This window comes from Paenibacillus sp. EKM301P (assembly GCF_011800295.1).
Lineage (GTDB): Bacteria > Bacillota > Bacilli > Paenibacillales > Paenibacillaceae > Paenibacillus > Paenibacillus polymyxa.
This window is the reverse complement of the sequence record NZ_JAALFM010000002.1, coordinates 171,038-186,900: the sequence shown is the minus strand read 5'-3', so window position 1 is coordinate 186,900 and position 15,863 is coordinate 171,038. Positions and strand designations below refer to the sequence as shown.

At 44.6% G+C, this 15,863-nt stretch carries 18 protein-coding genes; 15 read left to right on the top strand and 3 right to left on the bottom strand.

The window, feature by feature from the left end:
- Positions 1 to 41 precede the first annotated feature (41 nt).
- From recQ to HFD99_RS06295, 3 genes are all read left to right on the top strand, one after another.
- Positions 42 to 1,940: a DNA helicase RecQ gene (gene recQ, locus HFD99_RS06305; RefSeq protein WP_016820635.1), complete on the top strand. Its 1,899-nt coding sequence runs from the start codon at positions 42 to 44 to the stop codon at positions 1,938 to 1,940.
- 50 nt (positions 1,941 to 1,990) lie between these two features.
- Positions 1,991 to 3,847 carry a B12-binding domain-containing radical SAM protein gene (locus HFD99_RS06300; protein ID WP_016820634.1) on the top strand — a complete coding sequence of 619 codons (1,857 nt, stop codon included), beginning with the start codon at positions 1,991 to 1,993 and terminating at the stop codon, positions 3,845 to 3,847.
- Positions 3,848 to 4,030: 183 nt separating this feature from the next.
- A complete protein-coding gene (locus HFD99_RS06295; RefSeq protein WP_123796931.1) occupies positions 4,031 to 5,341 on the top strand; it encodes an alkaline phosphatase in 1,311 nt (436 codons plus the stop codon).
- Positions 5,342 to 5,571: 230 nt separating this feature from the next.
- On the opposite strand, the gene HFD99_RS25635 is transcribed toward HFD99_RS06295, so the two are convergent.
- The 3 genes from HFD99_RS25635 to HFD99_RS06285 form a co-directional block, all read right to left on the bottom strand.
- Positions 5,572 to 5,622 (bottom strand): putative holin-like toxin, encoded by a 51-nt coding sequence (locus HFD99_RS25635; protein WP_229716897.1) that lies wholly within the window; start codon positions 5,620 to 5,622, stop codon positions 5,572 to 5,574.
- A 177-nt stretch (positions 5,623 to 5,799) separates the two neighbouring features.
- Positions 5,800 to 6,405 (bottom strand): DedA family protein, encoded by a 606-nt coding sequence (locus tag HFD99_RS06290; RefSeq protein ID WP_016820632.1) that lies wholly within the window; start codon positions 6,403 to 6,405, stop codon positions 5,800 to 5,802.
- 15 nt (positions 6,406 to 6,420) lie between these two features.
- Entirely contained in the window at positions 6,421 to 6,996 is a 576-nt protein-coding gene (locus tag HFD99_RS06285) for a class I SAM-dependent methyltransferase (protein WP_123796932.1), read from the bottom strand.
- A gap of 437 nt (positions 6,997 to 7,433) precedes the next feature.
- Between HFD99_RS06285 and HFD99_RS06280 the strand changes: the two genes are divergently transcribed.
- The 12 genes from HFD99_RS06280 (at position 7,434) to HFD99_RS06225 (ending at position 15,853) form a co-directional block, all read left to right on the top strand.
- Positions 7,434 to 8,123: a hypothetical protein gene (locus tag HFD99_RS06280; RefSeq protein ID WP_123796933.1), complete on the top strand. Its 690-nt coding sequence runs from the start codon at positions 7,434 to 7,436 to the stop codon at positions 8,121 to 8,123.
- Positions 8,124 to 8,207: 84 nt separating this feature from the next.
- On the top strand, positions 8,208 to 8,567 hold the full coding sequence (locus tag HFD99_RS06275) for a FlxA-like family protein (RefSeq protein WP_025364358.1): 360 nt from the start codon (positions 8,208 to 8,210) through the stop codon (positions 8,565 to 8,567).
- A gap of 233 nt (positions 8,568 to 8,800) precedes the next feature.
- Positions 8,801 to 9,229 carry a GNAT family N-acetyltransferase gene (locus HFD99_RS06270; RefSeq protein WP_044785839.1) on the top strand — a complete coding sequence of 143 codons (429 nt, stop codon included), beginning with the start codon at positions 8,801 to 8,803 and terminating at the stop codon, positions 9,227 to 9,229.
- Between the two features lie 11 nt (positions 9,230 to 9,240).
- On the top strand, positions 9,241 to 9,702 hold the full coding sequence (locus tag HFD99_RS06265; protein WP_044785840.1) for a hypothetical protein: 462 nt from the start codon (positions 9,241 to 9,243) through the stop codon (positions 9,700 to 9,702).
- Between the two features lie 88 nt (positions 9,703 to 9,790).
- Positions 9,791 to 10,282, top strand: a complete 492-nt coding sequence (locus HFD99_RS06260; protein WP_123796934.1) for an 8-oxo-dGTP diphosphatase — start codon at positions 9,791 to 9,793, stop codon at positions 10,280 to 10,282.
- A 57-nt stretch (positions 10,283 to 10,339) separates the two neighbouring features.
- The gene (locus tag HFD99_RS06255; RefSeq protein WP_123796935.1) at positions 10,340 to 10,861 is read left to right on the top strand and encodes a GNAT family N-acetyltransferase; all 522 of its coding nucleotides are present in this window, start codon (positions 10,340 to 10,342) and stop codon (positions 10,859 to 10,861) included.
- 25 nt (positions 10,862 to 10,886) lie between these two features.
- Positions 10,887 to 11,336, top strand: a complete 450-nt coding sequence (locus HFD99_RS06250; RefSeq protein ID WP_107733959.1) for a hypothetical protein — start codon at positions 10,887 to 10,889, stop codon at positions 11,334 to 11,336.
- 24 nt (positions 11,337 to 11,360) lie between these two features.
- On the top strand, positions 11,361 to 11,864 hold the full coding sequence (locus HFD99_RS06245) for a DUF1572 family protein (protein ID WP_123796936.1): 504 nt from the start codon (positions 11,361 to 11,363) through the stop codon (positions 11,862 to 11,864).
- Positions 11,865 to 12,016: 152 nt separating this feature from the next.
- The gene (locus tag HFD99_RS06240) at positions 12,017 to 13,051 is read left to right on the top strand and encodes an NAD(P)/FAD-dependent oxidoreductase (protein WP_016820622.1); all 1,035 of its coding nucleotides are present in this window, start codon (positions 12,017 to 12,019) and stop codon (positions 13,049 to 13,051) included.
- A gap of 196 nt (positions 13,052 to 13,247) precedes the next feature.
- Positions 13,248 to 13,976: a HEAT repeat domain-containing protein gene (locus tag HFD99_RS06235; protein ID WP_123796937.1), complete on the top strand. Its 729-nt coding sequence runs from the start codon at positions 13,248 to 13,250 to the stop codon at positions 13,974 to 13,976.
- Positions 13,977 to 14,020: 44 nt separating this feature from the next.
- Positions 14,021 to 14,704: an HD domain-containing protein gene (locus HFD99_RS06230; RefSeq protein WP_017426598.1), complete on the top strand. Its 684-nt coding sequence runs from the start codon at positions 14,021 to 14,023 to the stop codon at positions 14,702 to 14,704.
- A 168-nt stretch (positions 14,705 to 14,872) separates the two neighbouring features.
- Positions 14,873 to 15,853: an ABC transporter substrate-binding protein gene (locus HFD99_RS06225; protein WP_123796938.1), complete on the top strand. Its 981-nt coding sequence runs from the start codon at positions 14,873 to 14,875 to the stop codon at positions 15,851 to 15,853.
- The last annotated feature ends 10 nt before the right edge of the window (positions 15,854 to 15,863 follow it).

Below are 15,863 nucleotides of genomic sequence, written 5' to 3'. Positions count from 1 at the left end.
TATGCGTCGAGGACGCTAGAAATATGAGGAGTTTTGAAACTATGAGTGTACAAGCACCAACATTGGAACGGGCGCAGGACTTGCTGCAAAAATTTTATGGCTATCCCGATTTCCGGGAGGGACAAAAGAAAATTGTGGCCAGTATGCTGGAAGGCAACGATACGCTGGGCATCATGCCGACAGGTGGCGGAAAATCGATATGCTACCAGATTCCCGCGTTGTTGCATGAGGGGCTGACCATTGTTGTGTCACCACTGATCTCGTTAATGAAAGACCAGGTGGATGCGCTGACCACGATGGGGATTGCAGCTGCCTACATTAATAGCACGTTGAGCGGTCGAGAAGTCAATGACCGTATACGCGCCGCACGGAACGGAGATTTGAAGTTGCTGTATGTCGCCCCTGAAAGACTGGAACTGGATTGGTTCCGTGATGAGATGGCTCAGTTACCGATTTCCTGCGTTGCGGTAGATGAGGCTCACTGCGTATCCCAGTGGGGTCATGATTTTCGTACCAGCTATCTGGCTGTGGCTCCATTCGTGGACGGGCTATATGAACGTCCAATCGTAGCTGCGTTTACGGCGACGGCTACACCACAGGTTATGGATGACATCGTACGCCTGCTTCGTTTGCGCTCACCGGAAACGTTCGTTACGGGGCTTGGAAGGCCGAATTTGGCGTTCAGTGTGCTGCGAGGGGAGGACAAACGCAGCTTTTTACTGAATTATGCCCGTGAACATGAGGGTGAATCGGGCATTATTTATGCGGCGACACGTAAGGACGTGGATGATTTATATCAACGCCTGCGCGACGCTGGCATGGCAGCCGGACGTTATCATGCAGGAATGACAGATCAGGAACGTGCAGATAGCCAGGAAGGGTTTCTGTACGACGATATCCGTGTCATTGTCGCAACCAATGCCTTCGGTATGGGGATAGATAAATCAAACGTACGCTATGTCATTCATTACAATATGCCTAAAAATATGGAGGCGTACGTACAAGAAGCGGGACGCGCAGGACGTGATGGCGATCCGAGTCAATGTATTTTGCTGTTCGGACCGCAAGATATTGTGACCCAGAAGTTCCTGATTGAGCAAAATCCACAGGATGAAGACCGCAAGCGCAACGACTACCGTAAGCTCCAGCAGATGGTTGACTATTGTTACACAACTCGCTGCCTACGTTCAGCACAGCTGGAGTATTTCGGAGAAGCGGAGGAGCATGAAGCCTGCGGCATATGCAGTTCATGTACTGACGAGCGGGAACTGGTCGATATGACTATAGATGCGCAAAAGATTTTTTCGTGCATTCATCGTATGCGGGAGAGGTATGGGGTTTCGATGGTGGCCTCAGTGTTGAAAGGCTCGCGTAACAAAAAAGTGCTGCAGTATGGTTTTGACAGCCTGCCAACCTACGGTGTGATGGGCAACCGCACAGAGAAAGAAATTGCTGAAATTATCAATGTTCTTGTTTCGGAAGGCTATCTGATGCTGTCCGAGGGGCAATATCCAGTTGTCCGCTTACAACAGCTTGCTGCTGAAGTGCTGAGAGGGCAGCGCGAAGTTATGCAGCGTGTGGTGCGGCATGCCACAGCATTTGCAGGTGGAGCAGGTTCACGCGGACGAAAGGGACGCGACACCTACCCTGCTGCGGTCAACGAAACTGTGTTTGAGCAATTGCGCTTAATCCGTCGCGATCTGGCCGCACAGGAGCATGTACCGTCTTATATTATCTTCAATGATGCCACGCTGCGAGAGATGAGCGTAGCGAGTCCGCAATCCGAGGCAGACATGCTGCGGATCAAGGGTGTCGGTGAAGTGAAGTTCCGCAAATATGGCAAGCCGTTTCTTGATTTCTTTCAAAATCAGGGGAATACCGGCGGAATGGTAAGCGAGGACGAGATTTTTGCAGACGATGTGTACGAGGATTTTGAATAGCTATACTAAGGATATAAGAGTCCATGCAAACTTATAGAAGGTTGTGACCTATGAAAGTCATTTTATCAACGTTAAACGCTAAATATATTCATACCTCACTGGCCATCCGATGCCTCAAAGCCTACAGTGAAAAGGATTTTGATATCGAGCTGGCGGAGTATACAATTAAGGACCCGGTGATGAACATCGTATCTGATCTGTTTCAACGGGGAGCAGATGTCATCGGTTTTTCCTGTTATATTTGGAACATTGAAGAGACGATTAAAGTCATTGATGTGTTGAAAAAGATTATGCCCGAGGTCAAAATTGTTTTGGGTGGCCCGGAGGTATCTTACGATACGGAGCACTGGATGAAGCGCTTGGCGAATGTGGATTTTATTGTTGTTGGTGAGGGAGAGGAAACCTTCCATCAACTGCTGCAGGAACTGGAAGGAGATCGCAAGTTTCATTTTGTATATGGACTGGCTTACCGTAAGGGAGAAGAGGTTATTATCATGCCGGGTCGCCCTAAAGCGGACTTGAACGAGCTGCCGTCTCCATATCGTTTTGCAGAGGATATCCCGGAGCTCGGGAAACGGGTTGTCTATTTTGAAACGAGCCGGGGCTGTCCGTTCAGTTGCCAATTTTGTTTGTCCAGCATTGAGGTCGGGGTGCGTTATTACGATATTGAGCGCACTAAGTCGGATATTCTGTATCTGATTGACAATGGGGCTAAATTGATTAAATTTGTGGACCGAACCTTTAATATTAAACGCGATTATGCGCTGGAAATGTTCAAGTTTTTGATTGAAAATCACCGTGGCTGTGTCTTCCAGTTTGAGATTACGGCAGATATTATGCGTCCCGAGGTGTTGGATTATTTGGCGGAGAATGCACCACCGGGGGTATTTCGCTTTGAGATCGGTGTCCAATCAACGAATGATCCCACCAATGAACTAGTTAAGCGCCGCCAGAACTTTACCAAGCTTTCCCGTACCGTTACAAAGGTCAAGCAAAGCGGTAAAATCGACCAGCATCTGGATCTGATCGCCGGATTGCCATTGGAGGACTACAATACATTTCGTAAAACGTTTAATGACGTTTTTGCGCTTGGTCCAGAAGAGCTTCAGCTTGGCTTCCTCAAAATGCTGCGTGGTACAGGTCTGCGCATTGACGCCGATAAGTATAACTATACCTATATGGATGTTGCGCCGTATGAAATGTTGAGCAATGACGTCCTTTCCTTTGCCGACATTGTGAGGCTCAAACGCTTGGAAGATGTATTGGAGAAATACTGGAACTCTCATCGTATGGACCATACGGTGAGCTACCTGATTGAGCGTGAATTCTCGTCCGCCTTTGATTTCTTTCAGGAATTTGGAGACTACTGGGAAGGACAGGGCTGGCAAAAAATCGGACATCAGCTCGAAGACCTGTTTACGCGTCTCCAGTCCTTTTTGGAATCGCGGGGAACCAAGCGAATGGAAATGGTGCTTGGGCTGATGAAGCTTGATTATTTCTTAAACCATAAATATAAGCCGCGTAAAATCTGGTGGGAACATACCCTAGAGAAGGACGATTGGTCCAGCTATATGAAAATGGCCCTTCAGCACCCGGATGCGCTGTTGTCACCTGCGGTGGCAGATGTGGGCGAGGAAAGCACGGGTGAGATGGATGTGGCTAGCCAACAGCCGCAGCCATACCGCGAGATGATCCCAGCCTTTGCTTCCTTGAAGCTGGGTGAAAAGGAACTGCAAAAGCACGCTGTGCTGGATGTCCTGCCGTTCAGTCTGGATCATATCCTGAGTGGTGGTAGCCCATTAACAGCCGAAGGCCGCACACTGTTGCTTGTAGTTTATCAGCAAAACGGACAGCAAAAACCGCTATACTACACCATGCCCATCGGCAAAAATATCGCCGCGATTTAATATAAACACCAGAAGACATCAACTCTTGGAATACCAGGAGTCGATGTCTTCTTTTTTTATAAAATATAGATGACCACTTCAATTTTTTACATTCGGGAAACCTAGTGCTTTACGATTTTTTACAAAACCAATATATGATGAATTTATCATATATGAATATTAAATTTATTGGAGTGTGACCTTGTGAAAAAGCGTTCCATGAAAAAGAGTATCCTTGCGTTGAGTGCTGTGACTGTTTTGACTGTACCCTTATTATCTGCTGATATCCCTAAAGCTTTTGCAGCCGCGGCTCCTACGAAGTCCACTGTCGCAGAGTCCAAGGCACAGAAGGCTGTATCAGCTAAAGCGGATACTCCTAAAAACGTCATTCTTTTTATCGGTGATGGTATGGGAGAAGCCAGTCGCAACGCGATTCGCTTAGCAACGGTTGGAAAATCGGGATTGCTTGAAATGGACAAGATGCCTGTAACAGGCCTGGTTAGAACGAGTTCAGGGGACAACCTGGTTACAGATTCTGCCGCCGCTGCGACTGCTATTGCAACAGGTGTGAAAACGTATAACGGCGCGATCGGAATGGATTTGAATAAAAAACCAGTGACAACCATTATGGAGCTGGCTAAAAAAGCAGGCATGTCTACAGGAGTAGTGACGACAAGCCAAGTGACAGATGCGACGGGCGCTGCCTTTGGTGCGCATGTTGAGAAGCGCTCTGCTCAAAGCGAGATTGCCAAGCAGTATATTGAGAAAAGCAAGCTAGATGTGATTCTGGGCGGGGGTGAGGATTTCTGGTACCCTGCAGGAACAGCAGGCAAACATCCAGATGCACCGACAGAAGATCCTGAGGAAGCTAGTAAGGGAACTCAAGGAAATTTGGTGGAACAAGCGAAGAAGTTGGGCTATAGCTATGTGACAGACCAGGCTGAAATGAAAGCAGCCAAAGGCTCTAAATTACTAGGGCTGTTCGCCAATGAAGAAATGTTCCAAGCTCACAACAAACTAGGCAATTCTTACAACCCAACGGTTTCTTTACCGGATATGACAGCGAAAGCGATTGATGTTCTATCCAAAAATAAAAAAGGCTTTTTCCTGATGGTAGAGGAAGAAGGAACGGATGAGATGGCGCACGACAATGAAGGTGAATTAACCATTAAAGCCGGGCAACAGCTGGATAAGGCTGTTAAAGTAGCTAAAGACTATGCCAAAGCGCATCCAGATACTTTGGTGTTAGTGACGGCAGACCATGAAACGGGCGGTTTGGCCATTGAAGGCGAAGATGCAGAGGATGAATCCGGTGAAGGTGTTTCCAAAGAAGACGGTCCTTTTACCGTAAAAGGCTCTGATGAGAAGTTTTATATCGACTGGACCACAGGAGGGCATACATCCGTTGATGTAGCGCTAACTGCAATGGGTCCGGGTTCCTCCCAATTTAGCGGGAATTACCCGAATACGGCCATTCATGATAAGCTGGTTAAGCTGCTTCAATTTAAAAAATAGCCTAGGGTGAGAGGGCTTATTCATCGCAGTATGAACCCTTAATTAATCCATTAATTTAGAAATTCGAGTAACAAAGACATGTAATTACGTAATAAAATCGGTTATAATAAGGTAAGAATAAATAAGGAGCCGTGCGCTAACACGACTCCACCATACAATAACTGCATAAAGAGCAGTCGGCCGCGTAAGATATGGTCGAGAATAGACCGTTTACCTTTGGTCAGGGCGGTCTATTTCTTTTTCATGTAGGTAAGTAACGCCAAAATGAACATACCAAACATGATCATTAAGGAGATAGCATCTTTGACCTCCATGGGCATCACCTCCCTTCTGGGAGACTAGCCGACCGCCCTTTATAGCCGCATATTGTATTAGAAAAGTATACCATAAATAAGGAATAATCAAAGTGATAAAATACTTAAAAACGTCTTTTTGACTTTGGTGAGCTTTATCTCAGACTAATCCTCCGTTGTTTTCTTCCCCCACACGAATTTCATTATAAAAAATATAATTGTCAGCATGATGAGAAGCAGTGCCACCTGCAAGCCATAACGATGAATCAATTCTCCTGCTGCTTGTACATGATCGCCAAAGAGACGTCCGAGCAAAAAGAAGATCAGCGTCCAAATCAAGCCCGTTGAATAAGAGAATAGAGCGTAGCGCTTAAAACTCATTTTATTGATCCCCACAATATAAGGGACAATGTGGCGAACGATCGGTAGCAAGTAGCTGATGCATATCGTGAAGTTTCCATACTTATGTACTAAATTTTCTGAAAAAGTAATGTACTTGTCCATTTTCTTCTTTCGGCGCAAACGATCCAAAATGGGTGTACCCAAGCTTCTCCCCAACACATAACCTAAGGATAGGCCTGATACAACCCCGAGATATACAATTAAAAAAGCAGGTAACGGATGAAGTATCCCCATGCTTGTTACGGCCCCGCCAGTCATCACTATAACTTCGTCTGGAATGGGCAGTCCCACAATTCCGAGCCATAGAGAGAAGAATAATGCTGCATAGCCATATTGTTCGATAATGGAAATCAAATATTCAACATCCATCCCCATACTCCTTTCTTAAGCTTTCTTTCGGCATACATACACGAATGCGGGTGGAACATTCATAGGTACAAACTTGATTTCTTCAATATCAAACCATTCACCTAACTGCTGTTTCATCTGTTTAGAGTATTGAAAGGCGACAAACATCCCTCCATCCCTGAGTGACCGATGAATTTGTTCTACGATTTGATCTCGCATCGCTTGTGGAAAGTTGAAGAATGGCAGCCCGCTGATTATACAGTCAAGCTGTTCAACTTGAGCATTTTTCATAGCAAGCTGAAGCTCACGCGAGTCGGAATAGCACAGATAATTCGGAAATCTTCTTTTTAAACTCTGCTGCATGGTCGGGTCTTTCTCAAAGAGCAAAACCTTAGGTTGAATTTTTGTCGTAGACGGGATGTATTGGGTAATTGCGCCTGTTCCAGCCCCAAGCTCAGCCACGGCATGAACATCACTCCATGGAATGGATTCTATCATATTTTTAGCTAAAAATCTGGAACTGGGTGTTACGCTACCCACATATGCAGGCGAGTACAAAAATTTGAATAGGAACATAAGTCTCTCGTGAACCAAATGACTAATACGGATCATACTTCTTTCCCCTACCTTCAATTTTCAAAATGCGTTCATTTATTCTCTGCTAAGAGTAACAAATTATCCCTTTACTTGCTCCTGTCTGGAGTAGGGCTCGGTTCCCCGTCCTGCGGAGGGGATTTTCCTTGACTATAGTCTAGGAAGAAAGAAAAGGAGTACAGTATGGGACAGTCCGAATTCATTCAGTTATCATTCAGCATTCTCTCAGGCTGCCTTCAGTTTTACAACCGATGAAAGAGAGGTGGGCAGCTAAAAACATTATGTACACTGAGAGGGGATCTACTTTGTCATTATCCATCAACAGGCATCTCATCACGACTTCGACTTCCTACGATAACTCGAATACGCTGAAGTCAAATTAGAATGGACTAAATAACGCGGGGCATACCACACACAAGAAATCCAGCGATTCACTCGAATTAAGTGCGGAATTTATGGAATACGCCGGAGGTATGCAGGCTCCGCTTCCTACGGAAAACTACAGTTATGGCTACAAATACGACCAGAATACTGTGGCGCTGACTATGGACGAACAGAAAGCGTTATTGTCAGATTTACAAAGTTACTTGACGTCTTCAAGTGCTTTATCTGAAACGAATGAAATCAATAACAGTACAAACAATCCTTTGGCTACAGTCAGCGACTTGTTATCCGGGGTGGATCTTTCGACAGCAACAGATGAGGAAGTATCAGATTTATTCGATAAAGTAGCTGAAACGATCCAGAATAACCGCCCTGCACCGTCGCCTGAAGGTGACTCATTCCGACCTGAGGTTGATAGCAGCGGTCTGCCTCCAATGATGCAGGCGATGGGTGGAATTATGCCCCCATTTGCATGGAATATTCAGGAGACCACCAATCAAGAAGATAACACTACTACATCTGAAAAAGAGCTTACCGTAGATGAAAAAAGATCCTTACTGAATGATTTGCAAAACGTCCTGAGTTCCGATCTTCTATCTGGCTCCATATCTTCAGAAACAGATGAGCAAACAGACCTGATTTCTGCATTAAAAAACGCTTGGGGAAACACAGATGAATCGAATGCGACAGATGAAGAAGTATCAGTTTTATTCGATAAAATCGCTAAGATTTTTGAACAATCTGTATCGTCTTCGTTATAATCTTTAGAGCGCAATAGCATACCTTAAAAACGCTTAGCCCACACTTGTAACTCAAACTTAGCTTTTAAAAAGGAGAATCCTTCTGTGAATATTTCAGCCACATCTAGTAGCTCTATATCTATTGCCAATACTTCAACTTCATCTTCATCTAGTACCAACGATACAGCCAGTTTGGAAAAGCAAAAAGCCCAGCTTGAAGCAGAGTACAATAAGGTCCAGCAAAGCAAAGATAATAAGGATACAAAAGAAACGAAAATGAAGCAGCTTCAGCAGCAAATTAAGCAAATTGAAGCTCAGATTGCACAGCAAAGTTCTCAATCCAGCAGTACGTCAACACCAAAAATGGAAAAGTCCGCTCCAAGCAATATGGAAATGACTCGTACCAGCAGCTCGAATGGCAGTGATATTACTGGGGTTGGAAAATCACTGGATATTTCTATTTAGTCATCCTATCTCTTCTCCTGTAAGCCAGACGTTGGATAGAAAAGAAAGCAGGCTCTCTGTTACATAGGGAGCCTGCTTTTCACGTTTTAATTTAATTCAAAATGAATCATGTGACTAAACATAAAAAAGTATTACAATAAATAACAGTGGCAAGATGAAAGGTTCTTAACTTTAATATTTTATAGATTGTATCAGTAAGTGTTAGTATACATTCTAATTGGAGGATTTAAGCCATGACATTGGAACCTCAATGGAGTCGAAGTAGTAGGGATGAAGCTCGTTTCGTCAGAAACAAGTTGATTGAGTTTAATGCAAAACACGTCCCGGCAGATATTCAAACCCAATACGAAGAAATTAATCTTACGCTCAAAAATGGAGACGGTCAGGTCATCGGCGGTCTTCTAAGTGTACTTTGTTGGAACTGGGTGGAGGTTGATATTTTGTGGGTAGATCAGGGCCATAGAGGAAAGGGCTACGGTTCGCAATTACTTAGTGAAATTGAACAAATCGCTAGAGATAAAGGATGTACTTTGATACAACTGAATACCTTTTCTTTTCAAGCACCTGAATTCTATGAAAAGCAGGGGTATGAAGTAGTCGGTGTCATTGATGAGGCTCCTAGAGGCTTTAAACATTATTATTATAAGAAAAATATCTACTGAGGACTTCATAAATGCGCGTACAGATCAAGGAAGTAAATCAAGATGAAAAGATTATCATTCGTAATATTGGCGAAGAAAAGATATACGGCTACTGGACATATTTTCGGCATGAACTGACCTCGGGATATGCGTATGTTGTTCCGTATGAACAAAGCTTGGAAAAGTTAATTCCCGGCTGTGTCATTTCGGTCGAGACTTCTCCATCCAGTATAGAAGGGTTCAGAAGACTGAGGCCTACGGAAAAGACAGGCATTGTTCAACCTCAACCAAAGCTAGGTGACTATTGGATTCAAGGGATGATACAACAAGTGATACAAGGCGAAGCAGGCGGGATAGACTGTCTGGAGATTGTTGTAGGAGAGGCTACGTTTGTTTTGGATTCTGACGAATTGAATGGTGATATCCACGTTAAAGCGGGTGACGGTGTCGCCTTTGAAATCATAGGTCTACAGTTGTTTGACGAGGGACTGTAATCGTTCTATGGTGAATACCATATTCAACTAAGATATGTCGGTGAGTAAGTTAAAAGCTAGATCATAGAGAATGTGAATAAAGAAAGGTATGATCGGATTGAGTACAGAAGTGACACACAAAATATATACCATGTGCATGATTCAAGATGGAAACAAGGTATTGCTAATGAACAGACCCAATCGAAAGGGGTTTCCGGGTTATATTGCTCCAGGAGGAAAAGTAGAGTTCCCAGAGAGCATTGTGAATGGAGCCATTCGCGAAGTAAAAGAGGAAACAGGCTTAACGGTTACGGAAATTGTATTTAAAGGAATCGATGAATATTGCGATCCAAGGCAAGGGCTGAGATATATGGTCTTTAATTATTTGGCTACAGCAACGGAAGGTGAGCTATTAAAAAATCCTCCTGAGGGAGAACTACTGTGGGTAGATATGAAGGAAGCACTGAATTTGCCGATGCAGGATTGGTTTAAGCGGAGGTTCCCATTGTTTTTCGAGCCAGGGACGTTTGAGGTTAGCTCCGTGTGGCTGGCGGATACGGATGAAACATTGGAAGCAACGATGAAGAACTATGGGGTGTAGAGATGACGAGACCATTAGTAGATACATGGAGTGCTTAATGAGGGGGCGGTGAGTAGGATGCAGGCCATCAGATTGGTTGAGCCGGATCGGCGCTGGAAGGATGCTTATCTTTCATTTTATGAGGAATGGGAAAAAAACCAGGAGCATATGGTGCCTTGGGTGATTTCTATAGAACCGTATGATTTTGAAGGTATGCTGACGCTTTTAAGTCACCAGAAAAATGGAATTGGCTTGTCTGAAGGCTGGGTTAAAAGTTCGACCTACTGGCTGGTGGATGCAGATGATCAGGTCGTCGGAGCAGTGAATATCCGTCATGATCTTAATGAGCATCTGTTAAACGCTGGCGGTCATATCGGTTATGGTATCCGTCCTTCTGCACGAGGGAACAGGTACGCTGTGACTATGCTGGCCTTAGCATTGGGGAAAGCAAAAGAGTTGGGTATTTCCAAAGCCCTCGTCGTATGCGACTCCGATAATATCAGTTCCAAAAGAACGATTCTGCGAAACGGCGGAATACCGGACAAGGATTACATAGAGGAAGATGGCAACTGTGTAAACCGGTTTTGGATCGAGCTGTAAGTGAGGGAGGGGAACTCAAAAACTCATGAAAATATGGCCTGAATATGCGCAAAATATCATTGTCGGTGTCATGTTTCAGGGACAATGGAATTGGTATGTGACGGAAAGAGAGTATTGGTTTTTGAATACCGAGATGGAGGAACGGTTTGGCATCGCTATTTTGGATGAGACCACAGCCGGAGCATTTTTGGAACACATCTGTGAATATAAGGTGGCTGCGGGAGAACTCACTACAATGCTCCAAATGCTAGATGAAGCAATCCAGCATAAGGATGAAGTGTTGGAATTCTGTCCTGCTTTGTATGTTGATTTTGACCAGAAAGTTCTCTACTCCCTATTTCCAGAGCCAGCTTCTTTCGAACACTATGTCCCGGTGGGGTGGAAAGGGGAATATCTGAACTTTTTGGAAGAGGTCCCTCCTGCTGAACGATATTGGATGATCCACGGAAGTGACTTTTTCAAAAAATACACCTGAAAAGATAAAGGAGGAAATGAACATATGAATTCTTCCATGCATGAATTTAAGATCATATCCAAGCACAGAATGTACGATCAATACTTGGTTAAGCTGCGGGCATGCATCCAGCTTTTGGATGAAACCATGTTATGGGGCACTGGTGAAGCGGAACAGAACAGTATTGGAGGAATTGTCCATCATATAATGGTGCATGTGCGTAGAAATGCAGTCAAACTCATGGATTCGACGATTACATACAAGCAAGGTATGGAGGATAGCTTCAAGCCTTCAGTGCAAAACAAAGAACAGCTTATGGAGGAAGTTGAAGATGCTTTTTCTTCCTTCTGTGCAGCATTGGACAACACAGGCGATATAAATATGTATGACGTTTACCATGTGGTGGAGCATACGGCTTATCATCTGGGTCAGATCATAGATCGAGTTCAGAGGCTGGCAGGTCACCGTTTTCAATTTGTACAGACTGGGCTGAATGAAAAAGCATTGCGTGCAATAGTGCAGCAATCCCTGCCTAATCCACAAGGTTAACGAAAGCAGTAGCCAAATAACTGTATAAACGTAGTTCCAAAGTCACTAATACCTCTGTCACAGATATGTTTTTATTTCTTAATTGATATTGATAATTATTATCACTTATAATAGAAGCAGACATAATACGCTATGATAGGGAGAGTTGCAGAGTGACAGAGTCCTTGGAATTATATGATGTAACGATCATCGGCGGCGGTCCTGCCGGTATGTATACTGCGTTTTACAGTGGCATGAGAGATATGAAAACCAAGCTGATCGAAGCCAAGCATGAGCTAGGCGGACGGATGCGCATATACCCGGAGAAGATGATATGGGATGTTGGAGGGGTAACTCCGATTTTATGTGAAAAGCTGATTGACCAGCTGGAGCAGCAGGCACGAACGTTCGAGCCTACCATTGTATTGGGACAACAGATTACAGGTATGGATCGGCAAGAAGATGGTACGTTCCTGCTGACTTCTGCCACAGGGGAACAGCATTGGACGCGTACGATCGTTCTGGCTGTAGGTTATGGTATTCTCAAAATGGCTAAGCTGGAGATTGAAGGCGCTGACCGTTACGAGGTTACAAACCTGCACTATACCGTACAAGAGCTGGAGCCGTTCCGAGATAAGCATGTCCTGATTTCCGGTGGAGGCAACTCGGCGGTAGATTGGGCGAATGAGCTGGAATCTATTGCGGCGAGTGTGACAGTTGTACATCGTCGGGATCATTTTGGCGGACATGAGAAAAATGTAGCCCGTATGAAGTCCTCTTCGGTCCGTGTTCTCACACCTTATGCGGTAAGTCAGTTACATAGCAACAACGGAGAAACGATTGAGCAGGTGACGATCAATCATGTAGATACGGGCGAAATAGAGATGCTGAATGTTGATGCAGTTATCGTAAATCATGGCCTAAAATCCGATTTCGGCCCCCTGCGAGATTGGGGACTGGATATGGGAGAGTGGCATGCCCGCGTGAGCGACAAGCTGGAAACGAATCTACCGGGGATTTTTGCTGCAGGCGATTTTGTCGAGTATGGAAGCAAGCTGTATCTGATTGCAGGTACGTTCACAGATGCTGCTCTTGCCCTCAACAGCGCCAAGTTGTACATTGATCCGACAGCTGATAAAGCCGCATATGTATCTTCTCACAACAGCCGCTTCAAGGAAAAAAACCGCGAGCTTGGTGTCGTGGAATAAAATAAGGGAATCAGTTTAAAAAAGAACTTCCGTTAACTACAGCTGATGTGGTTAAGGGGGTTCTTTTTTTGCATAGTTACGGACTTGTCGACCTAAGGTTGGATACCATACACATATAGAATAAAATGGAGATAGCCTGTCCCTTTCAGGGATTAGATAATAGATTTGGAGTAGAAAAGATTAGGAGTGTGGAAAAATGAGCTTACAAGAGGTGCTTGAACGCCAAGCGATTGATCTACCTGACGATACGCTGGAAGCTTTACTAATCCATAGCAAGAAGCAGGAAGGGCGGAAGGTTCAGCTACGATTGCTAAGTGAACAGGAACTTGCTGAGAGTATCGAGTGGATGGCGCAGATCGAGGTATTCAAATATATCATTCCTCTATGGACGGATGATCATTCTAATTATGTAGGTCTATATGTAGAGGGGCCACTAGCATATAAATTATGTTACATCAATCACGAGGAAACAGATTTGTCACCGAGGTACCGAAGTACAGCTTCGCTGATTGCAGAGTTGGAGCAAAACCCAGAGCTGGATTGGGAACAGCTGCGTCAGGATTACCCGTCTGACAACGACATAAGCACCGAACAACTAGCAGAAGATATTCGCTGTATGCATGAATTGCAGGCTATACTGGAAAAGGATTCATCAATGGAGGATGATGTGAGGTGCCAGCTTCTTTACAGCTTAATGGCGATTACACCTGTTAGTGAGGCGGATTCATTGCTTCCTTATGTGGATGATGAAGATATGTATGTACAGGAACGTGCATGTATTCTATTGGGATATCATGGGTATGAACCCGCGACCGAATTGTTAAAAGAAGTGATGAAGCATGGTAGCCCTAATGGGAAGCTAGCAGCCCGTAAGGCGCTCTCGATGATTCGCGCTAAGCAAATGGACAAGCATATAAAAAAATAAACCAACCTCACATAGCAAATATGGACGGGATTGAAAGGTGACTTATGAAGAGACGAACAGAGCAGCAGGAAGCGATGATGGAAGATATTATTCAAAAGGCAGAGCCGTATGTGCAGCAGCAGTTGGAGCATGACCACAGTGGTCATGATTGGTGGCATATTGACCGGGTGAGGAAGCTGTCTGTTGAAATTGCTGCAAAAGAAGGTGCAGATCCGTTCGTGTGCGAGCTGTCAGCACTGCTGCATGATGTAGCGGATGAAAAATTAAATGAATCCAAACAAGCGGGGCTGGATAAAGTTGAGCAGTGGCTGCATCTGCATGTAAACGATGCGGATGTGATCACACACGTGATGACCATTATTGCTACAATGTCCTACAATGGTGGACAAAATCCGCCTATGGAAACGCTGGAAGGTCAGGTTGTACAGGATGCAGATCGGTTGGATGCTCTGGGAGCGATTGGGATTGCAAGAACCTTTATGTATGCAGGCTCAAAAGGCAGTATCATGCACGATCCGGATCAAGACTATTCACAATATGATTATCGCGCCGCAGGTAAAAGTGCCATATATCATTTTTACGAAAAGCTGCTCAAGCTCAAGGATTTAATGAATACCCCTTATGCCCGAGAACTGGCGGAGGTTCGGCATCAATGGATGGAAATGTATTTGGAGCAGTTTTATAAAGAATGGAATGTGAATGATATCCAACAAAACAGGGAAGGCTGATGCTTCCTAATTGCAATGATTCCAGGGGGAAGAAAGCCCTCTTTTTAATAAATATTAGAAAAAATATTGCAATACGCCGATTTCTCTCCTACTATTGATAATAGTTATCAATGATAATGATAATTATTATCTGTAAATTCAAGTAGATAGAGGGGAGTCTTTCAGATTATGAAGAAGTTTGCAATATGGATGTGTACCTTATTATCGGCAAGTTTGCTGTTGACGGCATGTGGTGGAAAGGTGCAGGAGGTGGATAGCTCAGCTCAAAAGAATACCAATGCATCGACACAAACGTCTGTTTCTGACGTAGAAAGTGCCAAGACGATTACATATCTAGATAAGACTTATAAGCTGGCCAAGACGGATCATATTATTATAGCTAGTCTGGAAGCGATGGAAGATGCAGCTGTCCTGGGAGTGAAACCAACTGGGGCGGTTACTTCGGGCGGAAAATTTCCTGAGTTCATGGAAAAAGCGATGGAAGGAGCCGCAGACGTTGGTGACCGAATGCAGCCTAGCGCTGAAACGATCCTGAAACTGAAGGCAGATGTGATTCTTGGGAGTTCTAAATTTCGGCCTGCGGTGGCAGAACAGCTAGGGAAGGTCGCTCCATTGGTTCCAGTATCCCATATTTCAACGAACTGGGAAGCGAATCTATTAATGTTGGGACAGCTTACAGGCAAAGAGGCGAAGGCGAAGGAGATCCTGGACAAGTACAAGCAAGATGCGGAGGCGGCCCAACAGAAGCTCAAACCAATATGGGGAAATAAAAAGGTACTCATGGTACGGATTCGTACAGGCAATCTGTATGTATACCCTGCGGATGTATATTTCAATCCTTCGCTGTATGCTGATCTAGGAGCTAAGGTACCGGAAGAGTTAAATACAGTTAAAGCACAAGAGGCGGTTTCTCTGGAGAAATTGGCTGATATGAACCCCGATTATCTGTTCGTGCAATTCTCCGAAGGAGAGAACAAGGACCAGCCGCAGGCATTGGCAGATTTGGAGAAGAATCCGATTTGGAGCAGCATCAATGCCGTCAAGAATGGGAAAACCTTCGTCAACATTGTAGATCCCAATGCTCAAGGTGGTACTTCATGGAGCAAACTTGCCTTTTTGGAAGCGGTTATGAACCGACTTTCGCAGTAAAGGTAGGAAC